The organism is Sulfuriferula thiophila, from assembly GCF_003864975.1.
Classification (GTDB): Bacteria; Pseudomonadota; Gammaproteobacteria; order Burkholderiales; family Sulfuriferulaceae; genus Sulfuriferula; species Sulfuriferula thiophila.
Window position 1 is genome coordinate 348,335 of sequence record NZ_BHGL01000006.1, and the last position, 20,848, is coordinate 369,182.

Genomic DNA, 20,848 nt, shown 5'->3' on the forward strand with positions numbered 1-20,848 from the left:
TGTATGGTGAAAATTGAAATGAATTACTTGCCGGATTTTCTAACGGAGGTCAGGGTCGCTTCAGTCATAATGGCTTGATGGGCAGTGAGTGCGGCAGCCTGTTCGGCAGCGCGGCGGCTGTTAGCAACACCGGAAGTGTGTATGCCCAAAGCGGGAATGACGCAGTCTATGCTGAAAATCTGTTCGTGAGCGTGGCCAGTGGTGTTGACCAATACATAGTCGGGCAAAGGCAAATGTCGGCTTTGTAGCACTTCCTGCAGCAGGGTTTTGGAGTCTTTGGCGGGCGTTTTGGGATCAATGGCAGCGATGCTGTCGGCATAGAGATGATGGATTACCTGTTGCGCCTGATCGAAATTGCTGTCGAGCAGCACAGCACCAAAAATGGATTCCAGCGCATCGGCCAGAATAGAAGGGCGGCTACGCCCGCCGCTTTTTACTTCGCCATCGCCCAGGCGCAAAAACTCGCCAAGTTTCAGTTTCTCTGCAATTTCGAACAGGCTTTGCTGGCGTACCAGATTTGCCCGCAGTCGGGATAGCACGCCTTCGGGCAGGTCAGGGAAACGTGTATAGAGAAACTGCGCGATTGCGCAATTGAGCACGCTATCACCCAGAAATTCCAGCCGCTCATTATGCGGAGTGCCAAAGCTGCGATGCGTGAAAGCCTGGGTTAGCAGCCGGGGCTGCTTGAATTGGTAGCCTATGGCCTGCTCAATCTCGGTCACGTTATTGCGCGCTATTAGGGGCCGTAGTCGGCGCAAAGTCGATGTAGATGCCAATATTGTCGAATAATGGTTTTTCTACATGATATTTTGCGCTCAGTACCAGCTGGCCATTGTCGCGGGAAATGTCGAGATCTTCAGCTTTGACGCTGGTGATGTTGTCGATACCTGAGCGACGGTTATACGATTCGCGGATCTGCGACGGTTTTGCATCCCGCATTTCCGGGTCGGTCACCATGGCGGAAAATACCTTTTTAATGGCACCGTATTCGATATAGGCAGGCACCACCTTCATTACTGCAATGGCGATAAAGACCAGGCCCATTGCTACAAAGAACATACCGAACAGGCCGATGCCTTGCTGTTTATGGCGCATGCTGTTTTCCTTTATTCTATGAAATGACCAATGCGGCTCAGGTCGTCGAAATTCCACCAGATCATGAAGGCGCGACCGACAATGTTGCGATCAGGCACGAATCCCCAGTAACGGCTGTCGTTGCTGCTGTCACGGTTATCACCCATCATGAAATAGTAGCCTTGCGGTACTTTACAGGTAAATCCTTCGTCATTGTAATCACAATTCTGACGGTGTGGGAACTGGCTATCAACCTGATCTACGAACACGGTAGGCATTTCTGGCTGTATCAGTATTTTATGCTCGTGCGTACCGAGTTTTTCCAGGTATTGATTGGCGCTAACGGCATTCAGGCCGCTGGCTACATAGCTATAAATGCCGTCTTTTTCCTGGCTGATGGGTTTGCCGTTAATGGTGAGTTTCTTGTTGTGGTAGGTGACAGTGTCGCCAGGTACGCCAATGACACGCTTGATGTAATCCAGGCTGGGGTCCTGTGGAAAGCGGAATACCATCACATCGCCATTTTTCGGCTGGTTGACTTCGACGATTTTAGTGTTGATCAGCGGGATGCGGATGCCATAGGTGTATTTGTTGACCAGGATGAAGTCGCCTACCAGCAGGGTGGAGAGCATGGAGCCGGACGGGATTTTGAACGGCTCAACCAAAAACGAGCGCAACATAAACACCGCCAGGATCACCGGGAAAAAGCTTTTGGCATATTCTGCCAGTACTGGCATATTGGCATCGCTGCTGCGTTTCGGTTTGAAAAAAACGCTATCAATCAGCCAGATTAATCCGGTGGCCACCAGTGCAACAAACATGATTAATGCGAAATTCATCTGCTTTGCCTTCTATCCTGAGGATTATTTATCGCCAACTTGCAAAATTGCCAGAAAGGCTTCTTGAGGAATCTCAACGTTACCAACCTGTTTCATGCGTTTCTTACCCGCTTTTTGTTTTTCCAGCAGTTTACGCTTACGGCTGATGTCGCCGCCGTAACACTTGGCCAGCACATTCTTGCGCAATGCCTTGACGTTTTCACGCGCGATGATCTGCGCGCCGATGGCAGCCTGAATGGCGACGTCGAACATCTGGCGCGGGATGAGTTCGCGCATTTTGGAAGCCAGTTCGCGACCTTTGTACTGGCTGGTCGCGCGGTGAACAATGAGGGACAGAGCATCGACCTTTTCACTATTGACGAGAATGTCGAGTTTGACCAGATCAGCGGTGCGGAATTCCTTGAAATCATAATCGAGTGAAGCATATCCACGGGTTGCAGATTTCAGCCGGTCAAAGAAGTCCATCACCACTTCATTCATCGGCATGTCGTAATTGAGCATGACCTGACGGCCCATGTATTGCATGTTGGTTTGGGCACCGCGCTTCTGCGTACACAGTGTCATCACATTGCCGAGATATTCTTCCGGCACCAGGATGGTGGCGGTGATAATAGGTTCACGGATTTCTTCGATTTTGGACAAATCAGGGAGCTTGGACGGATTCTCGATTTCTATTACTTCGCCGTCCTTCATCACGATCTGATAGATCACCGTGGGGGCGGTGGTGATAAGGTCCATATCGTACTCGCGCTCGAGGCGCTCCTGTACGATTTCCATGTGCAGCAGTCCCAGGAAGCCGCAACGGAAGCCAAAGCCCAGCGCTTGCGATACTTCAGGCTCATACTGTAGTGAGGCGTCGTTAAGCTTGAGCTTTTCCAGTGCATCACGCAATGCGTCATAGTCATGCGACTCGACAGGATACAGACCGGCAAACACCTGTGGCTTGATTTCCTTGAAGCCGGGCAGGGCTTCGCTGGCCGGGTTGGCATCCAGTGTTACCGTATCCCCGACTTTGGCAGCTTTCAGTTCCTTGATGCCGGCAATGATGAAACCGACGTCGCCGGCAGACAGTTCAGGCCGTGGTCGGGCCTTTGGAGTGAACACGCCAACTTGCTCGGTAAGATGCACGGTATTGGTGGCCATCAGCCGGATTTTTTGTTTGGGCTGGATTTTGCCGTCCATTACCCGTACCAGCATGACTACGCCGACGTAGTTATCAAACCACGAATCGATAATTAACGCCTTGAGCGGGGCTTCGGGATCGCCTTTGGGTGGCGGGATTTTGGCGATGACGGCTTCAATGACATCTTCAATACCCAAGCCTGTCTTGGCTGAAGCACGCACCGCATCACTGGCTTCTATCCCGATAATGTCTTCAATTTCCTGAATAACGCGATCAGGCTCGGCAGAGGGTAAGTCGATTTTATTCAGCACGGGAACGACTTCTACACCGAGTTCGGTCGCGGTATAGCAGTTGGCAACAGTTTGCGCTTCTACGCCTTGTGACGCATCGACTACCAGTAATGCGCCCTCGCAGGCGGACAATGAACGGCTGACTTCATAGGAAAAATCGACGTGCCCCGGTGTGTCGATAAGATGCAACTGGTAAATCTGACCATCGCGGGCCTTGTATTCCAGTGCGGCGGTTTGCGCTTTGATAGTAATGCCGCGCTCACGCTCTAAATCCATTGAATCAAGTACTTGCGCTTCCATCTCGCGAGCGGATAAGCCGCCGCAGAGCTGGATGATTCGATCTGCCATAGTGGATTTGCCATGGTCGATATGCGCGATAATGGAAAAGTTACGTATATTTTTCATCAATAAAAAAGGCACACGCTGTGTGCCTGAAGCAGCTTAATAGTAATCAATTTTAACGGATTTTTGTGAGGGAAGCACTGATTTCACCATGTTTGGTTAAATCAGTGCTTCCTTAAGTAAGCAGTAAGCGCGCCTTCATCCAGAAAATAATGGCAAATTTCTTCGCCGTTTTCATCTGTCAGCACTGGAATCAGTGTGCCATAGCGTTCTTCCAGCACTGGGTCTGTGTCTATATCAACTTCGTTGATCACTATGCCAAACTGCTGCTGGTAGGGGAGCAGTTTGGCAAGCAGGTCATGACACAGGTGACAATAGCGCCGTAAATATACGGTAAGGTGAGGTGGTTTATTGGCCATTATTCAATTTGTAGCGGAATGTACAGGGTGCTGTCCTCGCGCTTGATTAGCAGGGCGAGACTGCTGTTTTTGTGGGTATTGGCAATGACAGTGTTGAACTGTTCAGCACTGGTGATGCTGATGCTGCCCACACCCATGATAATGTCGCCAGCCTGGATACCGGCACGGGCAGCTATACCGTCGCTGCTTTCCACCGCAATGCCGTGACTGATGCCTAGTTGAGACAAGCTTGCCTTATTCAGGTCGCTTAAAACCAGGCCTATTTTATTGGGTATTTTCCCGGATTTGACCGGCTTGTTAGCGATGGTCTTGGGTTCGCTGGCTTCAGCAACGGTGACTGATAAATCCGTTACTGCACGATTGCGCCATACCTGTAGCTTCGCTAGGCTACCAGGTTTGCTAGCGGCAACCAGTCGCGGTAAATCTATCGAACGGCTGATGCTCTGGCCATTAAATTTGAGGATGACGTCGCCAGCTTTGACGCCACCTTTAGCGGCCGGGCTATCTTTTTCGACTTCAGATACCAGGGCACCTTCCGGTCTGGATAAGCCGAACGCACTGGCGTTACCGGCACTGACGTCCTGAATGACGACACCCAGGCGACCACGACGGACTTTGCCTTGCGTCTTCAGTTGATCGGCGACTTGCATGGCAACATCAATGGGGATCGCAAAAGACACGCCCATGTACCCGCCCGAGCGCGAGAAAATCTGGGAATTGATACCGACGACTTCGCCTTTCATGTTGAACAGCGGGCCGCCTGAATTGCCGGGGTTGACAGCAACGTCGGTCTGGATGAAAGGTACGTAATTTTCGCTAGGCAAGGAGCGGCCCTTGGCGCTGACGATACCTGCGGTAACGGAATTCTCAAAACCGAACGGTGAGCCGATCGCAATTACCCATTCGCCAACCTGCAGTTGCGCGGAGTCGCCGATAGGCACTTTAGGTAAATTAGTGGCAGCAATCTTGATCAGCGCAATATCCGAGCGCGGGTCAGTGCCTATGACCTTGGCCTTGAATTCCCGGCGATCGGTCAGCTTAACCATGACTTCATCGGCACCATCTACGACATGGGCGTTAGTGAGTATGTAGCCATCGGCACTAATGATGAATCCCGAACCGCCACTACGTACCGGTATCTCGCGATTGTTTTGCGCAGCGTCGGGAGGTGGCATGAATCGGCGGAAAAAATCGAACATTTCATCATTTGGAAAACCCGGCATGTTGCCGAATCCATTGTTTGATTTTACTAATTGGGTAGTGGTAATGTTGACGACTGAAGCGCCGTGCTGTTTGACGAGTTCTGTAAAATCCGGGAGGTCTTTGGCAAATGCAGTAAAGCTTAAATTAATTAAAAAGAACCCCAAAAAAAGCAGTTTTTTCATAATTTCATTTCCTTTAGCACAAAAGTATCTGAACGAATGGAACGTAAAACAACGGGTTGATATTGAGGATTGTTGCCGGCTTTGCGGCTGAAGCGGAACAGCCATAGTGCGCCGAGGATAAATCCTGCGGCCGCACCGGCTATGGAGGCTATATCCTGGTTTTGTGGCGGAGCCAGAGAGGCAGCCAGCGTTGCGCCAATAAATATCAAGAGTAGCGGCAGGGCATAAACTGCCGCTGAGCCGCGTAATACAGCCCCATCTTCAATGCCGATGATGACTTCATCACCCACGCGGCTGGCTATGGGGTCGATGACACGATATTGCTTGGCTTTTAGGGTGAATAACTGACCGATCTTGTCAGCCCCACAACCGCCAGCGCTAGCTGCGCCACTGCTGCTGGCACAGCTGCTGCAGGATGAGCCGGACATGGGTTCAACCAATGCCGTACCGGGTTCTGTTGCTATGACTCGGGCCTGCATTTCTATCATTTTGTGGCTTCCTGGCTCAGATTGTCGGCCATCATCATGACTGTTACCGCAGGTACTTCACCCAGGGCGGTGACCTGAAATGATCCAATTGGCCGTGCATACAGGCTCATCATGCCGTGACTGGACAAGCCGCGTGGCGGATTGCTGCCCAGTTGTGCCAGCGGCTCAATGAACAGGGATACTGTGGCGAGGCCATCGGTATATACCTGATGTATGACGTTTTGCAGCTTGCCCGGCAGGTCGCGCTGGGTTTCCATTACCAGATAAAAGCCATCGGGTAGCTTGTTGATACGCCAATGAGTTTTGATCTGGGCTTCACGGCTAGGCATGGTGACGGGTTTCTTACCGGCAAAGCCGGATTGGAATTGTTTGCGTTCCGGTGCCTGACCTATGTCTACCTGGGTAAACGTGAATTGGCCGGCAACATCTTGCCGGGCATCAAATTTAACCAGTTTAAGTAGCAGTCCTGTACCTATATCAGCCCATACGGCGTAACCATAGCGGTATTCATCATGAGGGGTCAGGCTGATACCAAAGCTGTCATGGTCAGCGATATGCGCGCGGCCCAGTGACTTTAGGGTATACAGTGCAGCGAGCGGCGTAGTGGGTACCGGCAGCATGGCAGGGAAGAATTTATGATGTTGATGTTGCTCAACTTTTACTTGATTGCCATCCGGTATGTAGCAGTACACTGCATCATTGACGCGTACGAATGTATGTGGTGGTCCGGATAGTGCATCCAGTTTTGTCAAGTCGCCAGAGTTATCCTTGCGGTGGGCGATATGGGATATTTCAACGCTGTCACCATGCTGGTAAATGTAAGTTCCATCATAGTTCAATTGCTGAGTGGCAGTAGCGACATGGCTCAGCCAGTTATTGAGATTCGACGGCGTTTCCAGATTTGCTGCGTAAGTGGGTAAGCTGATGAAAGCTACCCACACCAACCATAATCTCATCGGCTACGCTCCGCGGTTACCTGGTAGGTAGCATTGACAAACGGGGAAGACGCGCCCGGTGAATAATCGCGGTGTGCGGCCATAAAGTCGGCGAGCTGTACCTGATCGATTTTGTCTTGCTGTATTTGCGTGGCTGCCAGTGTTGGAGTGGGTGTATTGGTGCCGGACGGGACATTCAACGCACTCCATGTCACCAGCATTACCGCGGCTACTGAGGCTGCCATGGGCATGGCATATTTGCTGATAGCGTGGCGGCGTTGTGGTGCGAGTATGGTCGGTTCGTCTGCAATCTGGCGACTGATTTTAGCGGCCAGGCTGCTGGATGTCAGTGGTGTCTGGCGCAATATGTCGCCTATTACATGATAGGTTTCCCATTGGGATTGGCATGTTTTATCCTGCCTGCAGCTTTGCATGAGCTGGTTTAAAGCCATGCTGTCAAGTTCGCTGTCCATGCCTGCTGAAATATATCCGGCCAGATCGTGTTCGCTACTATTGGCCTGTTGGTGAGCTGTATTATGCATAGTCGTATTCCTTACCATCTTGTATCCAGGTTGGTACCTAGTATTGGGCGTAATCTTGCGGCGATAGCTTCTCGGGCGCGAAATATACGCGATCTCACCGTGCCTATGGGGCAATTCATAGTTTCGGCAATTTCTTCATAACTTAAACCTTCCATTTCACGCAAGGAAATGGCGGTACGTAAATCTTCTGGCAAAGCCGCCATGGCATCATTGACGACTTGCGCTACTTCTTTTGATAGCAGTACATTTTCCGGCGTGTTCAGATCCTGTAGTCCGGCTGCGTCTTCAAATCCTTCTGCTTCTTCTGCATCAAATTCCGTAGTGGTTGGTGCGCGACGACCGCGCGCCATTAAATAGTTCTTGGCAGTGTTGATGCCAATCCGGTATAGCCAGGTATAGAAGGCTGCATCGCCGCGAAAGGTCGGCAGCGCCCGATACGCTTTGATAAACGCTTCCTGGGCAATGTCTTCAACTTCGTGCGGGTCGCGGACGAAACGAGACAGCAGGCGAGCCAATCGCCGTTCATACTTCACCACCAGTAAGTCAAATGCGTGCTTGTCACCACGCTGTACTCGCTCTACCAGTTGTTGATCGATATCACGATCAGTCATCGTGCTTGTTCATCCCTGAATTTTGTAATGGGCCACACAACCAATATAGCATTGTATCGCCGCGTTGTTATTTGTTAATACAGACTCTGCTAATGTTCATTAAGTTCAATTTTAGTGTTTAAAATGTGTTTAAAAAAAAAGCGGCGTAAGTACGCCGCTTTTCTAGTTAAGCTTGTTGCTTAGTAGCACAAGGTAACAACATCTTCATCCATAGCTTGCTGGATAACATAAGCGCCGCCAACAGTTTCTTCGATTTCAGGAATCAGATCATGACCCCACAGTTCCAAGGTCGGGGTGCAAACCTTGAATTTAACGCCGGCTTCGTGTGCGTCTTTGATAAATTCGTACACGCTCTTAGGAGAGCCTTCCTGCACAAACAGTTTTTCAGCGAAGCCTTTAACAGCCAATTCGCCGGAACGTGCAGTCAGAATTACTTCTACTTCATATTCCATTGCAGCAGCTACAGTAGCCTGGAAAAATGGCGCGCCCAATTCAGAAGGGTTTGCTGGATCGGTATTCACCATCATAATCATTAGCTTGTCAGCCATCTTTATCTCCTAAGTTAAATAAAAGCTTGAGTCTAATTACGTCAAAAAAGACGGTCGATTATAGCAATAAAAAGTTAATAAGACGATGTTAATTTACTAATTTTCCCAGTTGCTGCTGTAAGCGTTGTATCACGGTGCTTTGCCCTATCAACATCAGTGTGGCGTCAATGCTTGGTGTTTGGGGTATGCCAGCAACGATGACGCGCAAGGGCATGGCAATTTTAGGCATTTTCAATCCCGAGTCCGTAACGGCTTGCTTGATAGCACTGTTGATGGCTTCGCGCGTCCACTCGATTTGGCTAAATTGGGCAGTAAGCTGTTGCAGTGCCGGCAGGGATTCTGCGCTGACATGCTGTTCAAGCAATTCGGCTGTGGGCTCAACATAGCGGTAAAACAGATGAGCGGCATCGGCCAGTTCAACCAGCGTGCTGACCCGTTCTTTTAACAGTTGCATGACTTCCGGAAGTGCAGGACTATCAGCCAACGGCCCGATTTGCTGTTCCATGAATGGCCGCACCAGTGTTGCCAGACGATCATTGTCCGCGATTTTCAGGTATTGCTGATTAACCCATAACAGCTTTTCCGGATTAAATTTGGCGGGAGAGCGGCTGATGGAGTCGAGGTTAAACCACTCGACAAATTGATTCATGCTGAACACTTCTTCATCGCCGTGTGCCCAGCCCAGTCGAGCTAGATAATTGAGTAAGGCTTCGGGAAGAAAACCCTCTTCGAGGTATTGCATTACGCTGACTGCGCCATGGCGTTTGGACAGGCGTTCACCATCTGCACCCAGTATCATCGGCACATGGCCATACAGTGGCAGGGTAGCACCCAGTGCTTTAAGGATATTGATCTGGCGTGGGGTGTTGTTAACGTGATCGTCACCGCGAATCACGTGGGTAATCTTCATGTCCCAGTCATCCACCACGACACAGAAGTTATAGGTTGGTGAGCCATCAGGGCGGGCGATAATCAAATCATCCAGCTCGGCATTGCTGATTTCTATTGTGCCTTTGACCAGGTCGGCCCAGGCTACACTGCCTTCGGCAGGATTTTTGAAGCGTATTACCGGTTCTACTCCGGCGGGGATGGCTGGTAAGGTTTTACCAGGCTCTGGGCGCCAGCGACCATCGTAACGCGGCTTCAATCCCGCAGCGCGTTGCTGTTCGCGCATGATTTCGACTTCTTCCTTGCTGGCGTAGCAATGATAGGCATGGCCGGAGGCCAATAATTCTGTCAGAACTTCCTTATAGCGATCCATGCGCCGGGTCTGATAAAACGGACCTTCATCATATTCAAGATTGAGCCATTCCATGGCTTGCAGTATCGCTTCGACGGATTCGGGCGTGGAGCGTTCCAGATCGGTATCTTCGATGCGGAGGATGAAGGTGCCGGCATGGTGGCGGGCAAATGCCCAGGAGAAAAGGGCAGTACGGGCGCCGCCGATGTGGAGGTAACCAGTTGGGCTAGGAGCAAAACGAGTGCGGATCATGGTGTGTGCTATGTATGTAGTGAGTCTGAATTAAGCGTCGGGACAAATCAACACTGATTTATCCCGACCAATTGGCGTGAATGGTTAAGCTGTGCCGCCGACGGTCAATCCATCGATACGCAAAGTGGGTTGGCCTACGCCAACCGGCACGCTTTGACCTTCTTTGCCACAGGTGCCGACGCCGGGGTCCAGCGCCATGTCGTTACCGATCATGGATACGCGTGTCAGTACGTCAGGGCCGTTGCCGATCAACGTTGCGCCTTTGACCGGGTAGGTGATTTTACCATCTTCTATCATGTATGCCTCCGCTGCGGAGAATACAAATTTACCGCTGGTAATGTCGACTTGCCCACCGCCGAAGTTGGCGGCATACAGGCCGTGTTTGACCGAGGCGATGATTTCCTGCGGATCCTTGTCGCCATTCAGCATGTAGGTGTTAGTCATGCGCGGCATAGGGATATGGGCAAAGGATTCGCGGCGTGCATTGCCGGTAATCGGCACCCCCATCAGACGGGCGTTAAGCGTGTCCTGCATGTAGCCTTTAAGGATACCGTTTTCTATCAGGGTGGTGCACTGGGTGGTGTTGCCTTCGTCATCAATGTTTAATGAACCACGGCGATGTGCAATGGTGCCGTCATCGACCACAGTCACACCAGTTGCAGCGACACGTTCGCCAACCCGGCCACTGAATGCCGAGCTGCCTTTACGGTTGAAGTCGCCCTCCAGGCCATGCCCGATGGCTTCGTGCAGCAGGATGCCGGGCCAGCCTGCGCCCAGCACAACAGTCATAGTACCGGCCGGGGCCGGTCTGGCTGACAGGTTGGTGATGGCCTGGTGCACAGCCTGTTCAGCGTATTGCTTGAGCATGGCATCGGTAAAATATTCGTAACCGAAACGGCCACCGCCGCCTGCAGATCCCTGTTCGCGACGACCGTCCTGCTCGGTAATGACCTGCAGAGACAGTCGCACCAATGGTCGTACATCAGCCGCCTGATGGCCGTCGGAACGCGCAACAAATATCACATCGTACTCCGCTGCCAGGCTTGCCATGACCTGTGTAACGCGGGAATCCGCTGCGCGGGCGTAGCGTTCCAGTTTTTCCAGTAAGGCGACTTTTTCTGCGTCTTTCAGTGTGGTTAATGGGTCTGTTGGCTGGTACAGCGTATTCGTGTTTTTGCGGGTGACGGCGTGATGTTTATGGCTTCCACCGCTCTTGGCAATGGCGCGGGTGGCATCGCTTGCGGCCAGCAACGCAGCATGGCTGATGTCATCGGAATAGGCAAAGGCGGTTTTCTCGCCGGAAATTGCGCGTACGCCAACACCTTGTTCGATATTGAAACTGCCGGATTTGACCTGACCTTCTTCCAGGCTCCAGCCTTCAGAACGCGTATATTGAAAATACAGGTCGGCATAATCCAGATGGTGGTCCATCAGTCGTCCGAACACACTGTCCAGTTGCCCAATATCAAGCTGGTTGGGTACAAACAGTGTTTCTTGCGCAGTTTCCAGTAAAGTGGCTGCGCTGGGTATATATATTCCTGAAGCCGTAGTCATATTCGTACCTTATGTGGCGGATTTGATTTTCAAGCGGCTGCAGTCAAGTGTGCGGTGCTTGAGTGCAGGCAAACTGCTGCGCAGGCTGGCCTGGTAATCCGGGTTGATGCCGGCCATGACGATGCCCGAGCCACGCGGCAGGCGATCCAGCACCACGCCCCACGGATCGACGATCATGGTGTCTCCATGGGTCTCACGGCCTGACAGGTGATAGCCGCCTTGTGCGGGGGCGACGACGTATGCCAGGTTTTCTATGGCGCGTGCACGGATCAGTGTTTCAAAATGGGCTTTGCCAGTCGTTGCGGTGAATGCGGAAGGCACGAAAATGATATCGACATCACGCATGGTGCGATACAGCTCCGGGAAGCGCAAGTCGTAGCAAATCGACAGCCCAATGCGACCAAATGGCGTGTCGAGGATGACAATTTCATTACCCGGTTCTATCGTGTTTTCTTCCTGATAATGTTCCGCACCCAAGTCCAGGCCAAATAAATGGATTTTGTCATAACGCGCGACTTGTTTGCCTTTGTCATCGTATACCAGACAGCTATTGCGTACCTTGTCAGGATTGTCGCAGGTCAACGGAATCGAGCCACCAATCAGCCAGATTTTGTGTTTTTTGGCGATATTTGACATGAATTTCTGAATCGGGCCTTTGCCTTCGCTTTCCTTGGCCGCGACTTTATCTGTGTCTTTTAGTCCCATGATTGCAAAGTATTCGGGTAATGCCACCAATTTCGCCCCCTGTTTGGCAGCCCCCGCAATCAGGCGTTCTGCTTCAGCCAGATTGGCTGCGACATTGGGGCCAGATGCCATCTGGATGGCGGCAACGCGTATTACGCCACTCTGGATAGGTTTTTTGGCTGCCGTTCGCGATTTGGATTTGGCGAAGCTGGATGTGGTGGTGTCAGTCATGTTGTATCTCCAAACGGATCGGGTCGGTTAATGTAGTCGCTTTTTTTAATATGATACGCTCAGCGGGTAGTGCCAGGGCAACTAACCACTGCCGCAATTCGGTGGCCGATATGCTGGAATCGTCGGTATCGTTATAAATAATCAATAATTTGCTTTTATTATCAGTAAGCAAGGCCGATACACAAGGTGTGATCGATTTTTCATTGAGTGTCGCTACGCCTGAACGTGGTTGTAGCCAGAAAGCGTCATTGAGCGTGCAGGTTTCTGCATGAGCAACGCTGGACAGCGTCAAACTTAAGGCTAGGATGGCAATTTTAAGGGTTTGTTCCATTTTGAGTATCGCTAATGCGTCCAACTTTGCTGATTACCGGGTCTGACCACGGCCCGGTAATCGTGTAATCAAATCGTGCGGCTTGCCCAAACGGGTCTTTGAACAGCTTTTGCACGGCATATACACCCAGTGCAACGACTGGGCCGCCAACCAGTGAACTGGCCAGGGCAACACTTTCACTCAGTTTCGGGCTGATAGAGGCGCGAAGTTGCTGGGTTTGCGTATTGATATTAACCATACCGCTCATTTGCACATTTGCGGCAGGGCCCTGCATTTTGAAATCGTTGCTGTAGATGATGCCACGATCAAGCTTAATCGTAGCCGAAATGTCATCAAAAGCGAAGCCCTCGCTAAACACATCGCGAAAATCCAGTCCGATACGGCGCGGCAGCGATTGCAGGCTTAATACGCCTAACAGCTTGGCTGCACCTGGATCGGCCTTAAGAAACTGGCCGTTACTGGCTTTCAGCATAAAGCTGCCTGATAGGCTGGCGACGGTCATGTCTACCGGGGTGCCATTCCAGTTGGCTTGACCGTCGAGTACGGCTTGCCCGCGTTTGATCGTGTCAGTATGGTCAAAGCGGTTCAGGAATTGACCGATATCGTACAGTTCGAAGCGTATTTTTGCATCAGTTTGCGGCATCGACAGCGGGCGCCAGGTAGCAGACATTTGCAATTTACTGTCGCTATGACTGAGTTGTATACGTTCAAAATTCAGGCCGCCGGGAATAGGAAGGGCGTTTACTTCAAGTTTCCCCAGACGTCGGTTGCCGAGCTTTAAATCATCTACGCTAAGTATGATTTTAGGCCATTGAATATTTTCGTTCTGGGTTTGAGTGGTTATTGTGCCGTTGTCTGTGGCTGCTGGAATTGATAAGGTCTTTAAATGCGCATTCAAGGTGTTGGATTGACCCTCTGACGCAGGCTGTGACCAGGAGATATCACCCTGCATGGCCGGGCTCTGGATGCTGGCATGCCAGTCTGTACCCGGATGTCTGGCATGGATGGTGACATCATTGAAGCGGCGTTTGAATACATCCAGTTGGCTGATGCCGACATTAATGTCAGCGATGGCGGGTGAGTCATGACCGGATTTCGAGTCGAATAGGTTCATCCAGCCATCCAGATTGGTTGCGGGGAGTGTGCCGCTTACCCATATCCCCGGCTCCGCTGGTAATTCGGCAGCGCCGCCAAAGCGTAGGCTGCCACGTTCGATACGACTATGATCGGCCTGTTCCAACTGCAAAAGTTTTGCTGTGGCAACTTGTCCATAACGCAGATTTAACACGGTTTCGTTGCTGGCGCGTGGCCGAGTACTCAACTGTAGCGTTTGCCGATCACCCACAGCCTTGTTAAAAGGCGCTGGTAACGCAATCTCCAGTCCCACCAGGTCGCTCTCGAAATCGGTTGCGTTGGCTCGGCCGTGTAGCAAATCAATCTTGCCTTGCCAATTGCTGCTGCCGGTAATGAGTCTGGCTAATTCCGGGTCAATATAGGGAGTTAGTCCCGCTGCGCTGAGATGGCCTTGCAGATTAATATGGGTGATGCCGTTGGCCAAGGTCTGGGTAGACAAGCTGGCAGGGCCACCCAGCAAGCGTAGATTAATGCCTTGTGCGTTGATGCCTGTCCCGGTAAACGCCAGTTTACCCCGTACCATGTCGAGCTGCGGTAAGGGTTTTGCAGGGATGATAGTGTTGTTGTTGAATGTCAGTATTCCAGCCAGGGTGGTGCTGTCGATACGGCGCAAGGGCAGCTTTAAATTGAGGCCGAGGTTGGCTTTGCCAGAGGCTGTTGCGCCTATGGTCAATTTGTCGATTTTGTCAGCGACCGGGCTGTTGTTGGTAAAACGGATAAAGTCGGACAGATTGCCAGTGGCGTCACCACTGACGTCGAGTATTTCGTCCATCGCGAATAAATCGGGAATGACGGCACTGACCCTGCGCAAATCCGCATCATAGAGTTTTGCACTGTTGGCTGTGATCGCCATGCGGGTGCCGGTAAAACGCAAGTTGGCATTGATATGATCGATGGCGGGGAAATTAGGGGCGGGCTGTATTGCGCCATCAACTATCTTGACATTCACATCAAGCAAACCGTTGCCGTCATTATGGAAAGGATATTTGGCCAGATCACCTTTTAAGCGGAATTGCACGCCCGTAACTTTGCCATCCAGTACATTGGTGCGTATCCAGTCGTAAGCGGGTTGTTTTATCGCTAATGGCAAATAATGATAAGCCATCTTGCCATTGCCGCGCGAGACAGCACCCGTCAAATCAATTACCCCGGGATGCCCTGCGTGCCACAGGTATTCGCCGAATAAATTACCGGCAACATCGGCATTGGCATAGCTGGCTTCGGTAAGCTGGAAACGATAATTATCTGGCTGCTTGCGCCATTTGAGCTGGGCGGTCAATGTATCCAGCTTGACATCGGGCTCGAATAAAATGCTGGGTAACGTTAAGGTTACATTCTGGCTATTAAGGGCAAGGTTGCCGCCTTGGGTAGTCGCATCAAGCTGCCCGCTCAATCCGGAAAAACCCGGTGCGGTATCGCTTGTGGTCAGGCCAAGTTGCTGGAATTGGCCTTGCACCCGGTAGTCAATCGGGTGCAGCAGCTCTCCTTGCCAATGCGCGCTGAACTGCTTGAGACGACCGCTGGGTCGGTGCTGGTTGAGAGCATTGCGTTGAGCTGTGGAGAGTGGGATATAGGCTGCCAAGCTGGCCACCGATTGCAACCACAGGCCATCTGTACGGAGATCCCCCGTTGCTGCTGTATGGCTGGTGGCGGGGGCATAGCGCAGATAAAAGTCAAAAGGTGTGACGTATAAAAAATTGCTGGTGCGCAGGCTCACCTTATGCAAGTCAATGGACTGAGCCGCACCCAGGCGTTTCCATTGTACTTGACCGGATAAGTCGACCAGATTCAGGCGGGGCAGTTCAGCGCCAGTCTGCAAAGAAAGTTGGTGCAGGCTGGTGTTGGCAGTGATGGCAATAACCTGTTTTTTGGCAATCTGCAACTGCAGATCAAGGTTGCCGAAACCCCGCGTTATTCCCAGTGGCAGGGTTACCCACGGCTGCCATTGTGCCAGATCGGTACGCTCGACCTGTACCGATAGGGTGCCGTTCCACTCGGCAAGTTGACTCAAACTGTTGCCGCGAAAGTCCCCCTTTATGCTGAGCGGGTGTGCTACAAGCGCTGGCGGAATGGCCGAGAGGCGGAACTGGTGTCTGTTGCCGCGATTGGTTAAGGTGAAATTGACTTCCCGTGCTACCAGTAACGGTGCCTGACGTTGATCATCCAGCCATGACATGGTGGCATGACTGATCTGAATCTGGCGCTGTTTTAGCAGCCAGTCGGTGAATACGCTGTTATTCTGTTGCTGGTTAAGTGCAATGCCGGCCACATACAGGGCGCCGCCATGCGTTCGGTGGATGCTTAACACCAGGTCATCTACGGTCAGGCTGGCAAGGCGTAACTCGCCATGCAGCAGGCTGCTCCAGGAGAGTGTCGTGTGCACATCGTTCAGCAGTAAGGCTGGCCGGTTATCCGGGCCATATACACGCAGTTGTTGTATGCGTAACCGCGGGTGCCAGCCTTGCCAGTCTGCCGTAAGTGGGCCCAGTGTGACCTTCTGTCCGGCAGACTGGCTGATGGAGTTGGCGATGTCACCACGCCACTGGTCGAGGTTGGGCAATATCCATAATCGCAATGCCAGCACCAGTACCACGAAAGCAATGGTGAGCGGCATGAAAACATAGATAAGGCCGCGACGAAGCCAGCGGCGGCTAAACGCTAACATGTCAATGTGATGCTTTTAGCTGTTCCAGTATGGCCGGATTTTCTAAAGTAGAGATATCCTGGGTAATATCTTCGCCACGCGCCAGATTGCGTAATAAGCGCCGCATGATTTTGCCTGAACGGGTTTTCGGCAGGTTGTCACCAAAACGGATTTCGTCCGGCTTGGCTATCGGGCCGATTTCCTGGCCGACCCAGTTGCGCAAGGTGTTGGTGATTTCCTTCGCAGCATCACTGTCCGGGCGTATGCCTTTGAGCACAACAAACGCCACGATCGCTTCGCCCTTGATGTCGTGCGGCTTACCGACTACAGCAGCTTCAGCAACCAGAGGGTGCGCAGCCAGTGCGGATTCGATTTCCATGGTACCGAGACGGTGACCGGAAACATTCAGCACATCGTCGATGCGCCCCATGATCCAGTAGTAACCATCTTCATCGCGGTGGGCTGAATCGCCGGCGAGATAGGTTTTGCCACCCAGTTCTTCAGGGAAATAGGCTTTCTTGTAACGTTCCGGGTTATTCCATAAAGTGCGCAGCAAGGATGGGAAAGGGCGCTTGATAACAAGATAACCGCCTTGTCCCAGGGGTAAGGGGTGACCATGTTCATCGACCACATCGGCCATGATGCCAGGCAGCGGCAGGGTGCAGGAACCGGGTTTGGTAGCGACAGCACCGGGCAGCGGCGCAATCATGTGGGAACCGGTTTCAGTCTGCCACCAGGTATCGACAATCGGGCAGCGTTCCTGACCGACTTGCTGGTAATACCACATCCATGCTTCCGGATTGATAGGTTCGCCGACAGTGCCGAGCAAGCGCAGGCTGGATAAATCGTGCTGTGCCGGCAAATCTCCGCCGAGCTTGATCAGGGAGCGAATGGCGGTTGGTGCAGTGTAGAAAGTGGTAACACGATGGTCCTGAATCATTTTCCAGAATCGGCCTGCATTCGGGTAGGTCGGGACGCCCTCGAAAATAACCTGGGTCATACCCATCGCCAGCGGACCGTAGGCAACGTAAGTGTGGCCGGTAATCCAGCCTACATCAGCAGTACACCAGAACACATCGGTTGCCGGTTTGGCGTCGAACACCCATTGCATGGACAGAATTGCACCGAGCAGATAGCCGGCTGTACTGTGCTGTACCCCCTTGGGGGTGCCGGTGGAGCCGGAAGTATAAAGAATGAACAGCGGGTCTTCGGCATTCATCCATTCTGGTTCGCATGTGTTGCTCATGCCATTGACGCAATCATGCCACCATACATCACGTTCAGCATGCCAGCTGACTTCATTGTGAGCACGCTGGTAAACAATCACGCCGGTAACGCACTCGGTGCCGCCGAGGGTAAGGGCTTCATCCACGGCAGCTTTAAGCGCTACGGCTTTACCACCGCGCATGCCGGCATCAGCGGTAATTACCAGTTTGGCCTGGGCATCGATGATGCGTTCGTGCAGGGATTTGGCGGAGAAACCACCGAAGACGACAGAATGGATAGCGCCAATGCGGGCACAGGCCTGCATGGCGATGACGGCTTCAGCACCCATGGGCATATAAACCACGACGCGATCGCCTTTTTGTACGCCGCGCGCTTTCAGAGCGTTAGCGAAAGTGCAGACCTGATCGTGCAGTTGCTGGTAGCTGATACGGGTTACGCTGCCGTCATCAGCTTCAAAAATCAGAGCAGTCTGCTCGGCCTTGGTTGGCAAGTGGCGATCAATGCAGTTGTAGGATACGTTCAGCACGCCGTCGTCGAACCAGCGATAAAATGGCGCATTGGATTCGTCGAGTGTGCGAGTGAATGGTGTTTGCCAGGTGATATGCTGGCGGGCTAAATCTGCCCAGTACTGCTCATAATTGGCTTCGGCCAGCGCCGTTAATGCCTGATATGCCGCCATGCCGGAGACATTAGCGTGCGCCTGAAACTCACTGCTTGGTGGGAAGGAACGGTTTTCATGCAGGACTGATTCGATGTGTGACATTACAAACTCCGTGGTGGGTGTTTAGGGCGAACCCTTGATGTTTAGTCGCTATTTTAATCCAATTCGGGATCAAGAGCTTGGTGCATATGATTGAATAGCAGAAATTAAAAAATCCTCTGGTCAGTCAAGACCAGAGGATTGAGTGGTTAGTGAAGCGTCAGGGATTAAGCTGCGTGTATGCCAGTGTTTTGGCGTACATACAATTCTTCCCACATGGCTTCAGCACGAGGATCGCGATACAGCAAGGAACCTAATATCACCATCAGGAAACCCAGCGGGATCGAAATCAGGCCAGGGTTCTTGAGCAGGAAGAATGGCTTCTCCAGACCCATGATGCTGGTTGTTTTGCCTGCGTACTGCTTCAGATCATCCTGAGCCTTGCTGATGTCCTTCGTCAGTTTGCCGATTTCCTTGTTGGCTTTGGCAATGTCGTCAGCATTGGTCAGTGTCGGCAATTGTGCATTCAGCGTGGCCAGCTTCTCTACCGCTCCCGGTTTGGCAGGGGTGGCAGGTGAAGCTGGTTTGGCTGCTTCAGATTTGGCACAAACGGCAAACAGTTCGCATACCAGACCTTCACCCGGCTTTGCTGCTACAGCGGGTTTGGCTTCTGCCGCTGGCTCGCCTTGCAATACTTTGTTGGCGGCTTTAACGACTTCTTTAGGATAAGTCATGTTAGGAGAAACCATGACCAATAGAATGGCAGCAGTCGCGCCTGTCACCATGCCCAGTATGATCCCGCCGGTGTTGCAGCGTTTCCAGTACAGGGTCAGGAAGACCGCAGGCAGATTGCTGGATGCAGCCACTGCGAAAGCCATGCCGACCAGATGAGCAACGTTCTGCCCTTTGGCCAGGATGCCGATAACGATGGCGGCGATACCGACGATGATGGAAGAAATGCGCGCTGCCCTGACTTGTTCTTCCTGTGAAGCATTGTTACCACGAATGACACCAACGTAGATGTCGTGTGCCATCGCAGATGCGGATGCCAGTACCAGACCCGCAACAACAGCAACAATCGTAGCAAATGCCACAGCGGCGACGAAGGCGAGGAAGAAGTTACCCAGAAGCGAATGTGCACCGCCGCCCAGATATTGCGCCAGGATAGGTGCAGCCATATTGCCGCCCTTGTCGAGTGCAATAATGTTAGCTGGACCGACGTGGGTAGCAGCACCCAGACCCAGGAACAAGGTGATCACGTAAAAGCCGCCGATGATGGCCATCGCCCATACAACGGATTTACGCGCTTCTTTTGCGTTTGGTACGGTGAAGAAACGCATCAGTATGTGTGGCAGACCAGCAGTACCCAGCACGAGTGCCATGCCCAGAGAAATCTGGTCAATCGGGTTCTTCAGGAACAGGCCGGGTTCAAGGAAGCGTTGGCCCAATTCCTCCGGAGTCATGCCAGTAGCGGCATTGCCCAATAGTTTGGCAACTTGTTTCTGTACACCTTCGTTATTGACTACGCTGTCGAGGAAGCCAGGCAGTGAGAAGCCATAAGGCGCCCACACCAGTACGACCAGAACCAGAGAGGCAAGCACCAGTAACACGGCTTTGACGATCTGCACCCAGGTAGTTGCAACCATACCGCCGAATACCACATAGGCCAGCATCAGTATGCCTACACCGATAACCGACACTTCGTAGTCGATACCAATCAGGGTTTTGATCAGCACACCACCACCAACCATCTGCGCGGTCAGATAAAAGATCGACACGGTGATGGTGGAGATAGCTGCAATGGTTTTGGTCTTCTTGGGGTCGTTACGGAAGGCCAGAATATCGCCCAGTGTGTATTTGCCAATATTACGGCACGGCTCTGCGATTACCAGCAGTACTGTGATGTAAGCGACAAGGAAGCCAACTGAGTACATGAAACCGTCATAGCCATACAACGAAATCAGGCCGGCGATACCTAGAAAAGAAGCTGCAGACAGATAGTCGCCTGCGATAGCCCAGCCATTCTGTGCGCCGGAAATACTGCGACCGGCAGCGTAAAACTCGTGGGTGGTGTTGGTTTTTTTGGCTGCCCAGTACGTAATTGCCATAGTCAGCGCGATAATTGCACCGAATACAGCCAGGGTCATGAATTTGTATTCATCGGCAACAGCACCTTCACCTGCCCAGCTCATTGAGCTAAGTCCGGCTAGCAGCGGTAGCGTCAGCCACGCTCGGATTGTATTTGTTGATTGCAT

Annotated in this window: 18 protein-coding genes; all 18 read right to left on the bottom strand. The window is 52.1% G+C overall.

The features are described 5' to 3' along the window. Positions 1-23: 23 nt before the first annotated feature. The 18 genes from rnc to EJE49_RS04200 all read right to left on the bottom strand — a co-directional run bounded on the left by rnc (position 24) and on the right by EJE49_RS04200 (position 20,848). The gene (gene rnc / locus EJE49_RS04115; protein WP_223246745.1) at positions 24-722 is read right to left on the bottom strand and encodes a ribonuclease III; all 699 of its coding nucleotides are present in this window, start codon (positions 720-722) and stop codon (positions 24-26) included. Between the two features lies 1 nt (position 723). Beyond that, complete coding sequence (locus EJE49_RS04120) at positions 724-1,095, bottom strand: DUF4845 domain-containing protein (RefSeq protein WP_124949112.1); 372 nt, start codon at positions 1,093-1,095, stop codon at positions 724-726. An 11-nt stretch (positions 1,096-1,106) separates the two neighbouring features. Beyond that, a complete protein-coding gene (gene lepB / locus EJE49_RS04125; RefSeq protein WP_124949113.1) occupies positions 1,107-1,913 on the bottom strand; it encodes a signal peptidase I in 807 nt (268 codons plus the stop codon). A gap of 24 nt (positions 1,914-1,937) precedes the next feature. Next, positions 1,938-3,734 carry a translation elongation factor 4 gene (gene lepA / locus EJE49_RS04130; protein ID WP_223246755.1) on the bottom strand — a complete coding sequence of 599 codons (1,797 nt, stop codon included), beginning with the start codon at positions 3,732-3,734 and terminating at the stop codon, positions 1,938-1,940. A gap of 98 nt (positions 3,735-3,832) precedes the next feature. Then, complete coding sequence (locus EJE49_RS04135; protein WP_124949115.1) at positions 3,833-4,087, bottom strand: glutaredoxin family protein; 255 nt, start codon at positions 4,085-4,087, stop codon at positions 3,833-3,835. Then, positions 4,087-5,472, bottom strand: coding sequence for a DegQ family serine endoprotease (locus tag EJE49_RS04140; RefSeq protein ID WP_189941673.1), 1,386 nt, complete (start codon positions 5,470-5,472; stop codon positions 4,087-4,089). Before EJE49_RS04140 ends, EJE49_RS04135 begins: the two co-directional genes overlap by 1 nt. Then, complete coding sequence (locus EJE49_RS04145; protein ID WP_124949116.1) at positions 5,469-5,960, bottom strand: SoxR reducing system RseC family protein; 492 nt, start codon at positions 5,958-5,960, stop codon at positions 5,469-5,471. The genes EJE49_RS04140 and EJE49_RS04145 overlap by 4 nt, the downstream gene beginning before the upstream one ends. Further along, positions 5,957-6,916 carry a MucB/RseB C-terminal domain-containing protein gene (locus tag EJE49_RS04150; RefSeq protein ID WP_124949117.1) on the bottom strand — a complete coding sequence of 320 codons (960 nt, stop codon included), beginning with the start codon at positions 6,914-6,916 and terminating at the stop codon, positions 5,957-5,959. Before EJE49_RS04150 ends, EJE49_RS04145 begins: the two co-directional genes overlap by 4 nt. Beyond that, entirely contained in the window at positions 6,913-7,437 is a 525-nt protein-coding gene (locus EJE49_RS04155) for a sigma-E factor negative regulatory protein (RefSeq protein ID WP_189941675.1), read from the bottom strand. Before EJE49_RS04155 ends, EJE49_RS04150 begins: the two co-directional genes overlap by 4 nt. An 11-nt stretch (positions 7,438-7,448) precedes the next feature. Next, the gene (gene rpoE / locus EJE49_RS04160) at positions 7,449-8,048 is read right to left on the bottom strand and encodes an RNA polymerase sigma factor RpoE (RefSeq protein WP_124949119.1); all 600 of its coding nucleotides are present in this window, start codon (positions 8,046-8,048) and stop codon (positions 7,449-7,451) included. Positions 8,049-8,227: 179 nt separating this feature from the next. Continuing rightward, positions 8,228-8,596 carry a DsrE family protein gene (locus EJE49_RS04165; RefSeq protein WP_124949120.1) on the bottom strand — a complete coding sequence of 123 codons (369 nt, stop codon included), beginning with the start codon at positions 8,594-8,596 and terminating at the stop codon, positions 8,228-8,230. An 88-nt stretch (positions 8,597-8,684) separates the two neighbouring features. Continuing rightward, complete coding sequence (gene gltX / locus EJE49_RS04170) at positions 8,685-10,088, bottom strand: glutamate--tRNA ligase (protein WP_124949121.1); 1,404 nt, start codon at positions 10,086-10,088, stop codon at positions 8,685-8,687. A gap of 84 nt (positions 10,089-10,172) precedes the next feature. After that, entirely contained in the window at positions 10,173-11,642 is a 1,470-nt protein-coding gene (tldD, locus tag EJE49_RS04175) for a metalloprotease TldD (protein WP_124949122.1), read from the bottom strand. A 9-nt stretch (positions 11,643-11,651) separates the two neighbouring features. Then, positions 11,652-12,557: a carbon-nitrogen hydrolase family protein gene (locus EJE49_RS04180; protein ID WP_124949123.1), complete on the bottom strand. Its 906-nt coding sequence runs from the start codon at positions 12,555-12,557 to the stop codon at positions 11,652-11,654. Next, a complete protein-coding gene (locus EJE49_RS04185; protein WP_124949124.1) occupies positions 12,550-12,888 on the bottom strand; it encodes a hypothetical protein in 339 nt (112 codons plus the stop codon). The genes EJE49_RS04180 and EJE49_RS04185 overlap by 8 nt, the downstream gene beginning before the upstream one ends. Continuing rightward, a complete protein-coding gene (locus tag EJE49_RS04190; protein WP_124949125.1) occupies positions 12,872-16,687 on the bottom strand; it encodes a YhdP family protein in 3,816 nt (1,271 codons plus the stop codon). The genes EJE49_RS04185 and EJE49_RS04190 overlap by 17 nt, the downstream gene beginning before the upstream one ends. 1 nt (position 16,688) lies before the next feature. After that, positions 16,689-18,656 (bottom strand): acetate--CoA ligase, encoded by a 1,968-nt coding sequence (gene acs / locus EJE49_RS04195; protein WP_124949126.1) that lies wholly within the window; start codon positions 18,654-18,656, stop codon positions 16,689-16,691. A 164-nt stretch (positions 18,657-18,820) separates the two neighbouring features. Next, the gene (locus tag EJE49_RS04200; RefSeq protein ID WP_124949127.1) at positions 18,821-20,848 is read right to left on the bottom strand and encodes a solute symporter family protein; all 2,028 of its coding nucleotides are present in this window, start codon (positions 20,846-20,848) and stop codon (positions 18,821-18,823) included.

Excerpts from the sequence above, each read along its gene's own strand:
- EJE49_RS04190 (WP_124949125.1), bottom strand. The coding sequence starts at position 16,687 with ATGTTAGCGTTTAGCCGCCGCTGGCTTCGTCGCGGCCTTATCTATGTT.
- EJE49_RS04165 (WP_124949120.1), bottom strand. The coding sequence starts at position 8,596 with ATGGCTGACAAGCTAATGATTATGATGGTGAATACCGATCCAGCAAAC.
- EJE49_RS04155 (WP_189941675.1), bottom strand. The coding sequence starts at position 7,437 with ATGCATAATACAGCTCACCAACAGGCCAATAGTAGCGAACACGATCTG.
- acs (WP_124949126.1), bottom strand. The coding sequence starts at position 18,656 with ATGTCACACATCGAATCAGTCCTGCATGAAAACCGTTCCTTCCCACCA.
- lepB (WP_124949113.1), bottom strand. The coding sequence starts at position 1,913 with ATGAATTTCGCATTAATCATGTTTGTTGCACTGGTGGCCACCGGATTA.
- EJE49_RS04145 (WP_124949116.1), bottom strand. The coding sequence starts at position 5,960 with ATGATAGAAATGCAGGCCCGAGTCATAGCAACAGAACCCGGTACGGCA.
- EJE49_RS04150 (WP_124949117.1), bottom strand. The coding sequence starts at position 6,916 with ATGAGATTATGGTTGGTGTGGGTAGCTTTCATCAGCTTACCCACTTAC.
- gltX (WP_124949121.1), bottom strand. The coding sequence starts at position 10,088 with ATGATCCGCACTCGTTTTGCTCCTAGCCCAACTGGTTACCTCCACATC.
- EJE49_RS04180 (WP_124949123.1), bottom strand. The coding sequence starts at position 12,557 with ATGACTGACACCACCACATCCAGCTTCGCCAAATCCAAATCGCGAACG.
- EJE49_RS04185 (WP_124949124.1), bottom strand. The coding sequence starts at position 12,888 with ATGGAACAAACCCTTAAAATTGCCATCCTAGCCTTAAGTTTGACGCTG.
- EJE49_RS04120 (WP_124949112.1), bottom strand. The coding sequence starts at position 1,095 with ATGCGCCATAAACAGCAAGGCATCGGCCTGTTCGGTATGTTCTTTGTA.
- tldD (WP_124949122.1), bottom strand. The coding sequence starts at position 11,642 with ATGACTACGGCTTCAGGAATATATATACCCAGCGCAGCCACTTTACTG.
- EJE49_RS04200 (WP_124949127.1), bottom strand. The coding sequence starts at position 20,848 with ATGCAATCAACAAATACAATCCGAGCGTGGCTGACGCTACCGCTGCTA.
- EJE49_RS04140 (WP_189941673.1), bottom strand. The coding sequence starts at position 5,472 with ATGAAAAAACTGCTTTTTTTGGGGTTCTTTTTAATTAATTTAAGCTTT.
- EJE49_RS04135 (WP_124949115.1), bottom strand. The coding sequence starts at position 4,087 with ATGGCCAATAAACCACCTCACCTTACCGTATATTTACGGCGCTATTGT.
- rpoE (WP_124949119.1), bottom strand. The coding sequence starts at position 8,048 with ATGACTGATCGTGATATCGATCAACAACTGGTAGAGCGAGTACAGCGT.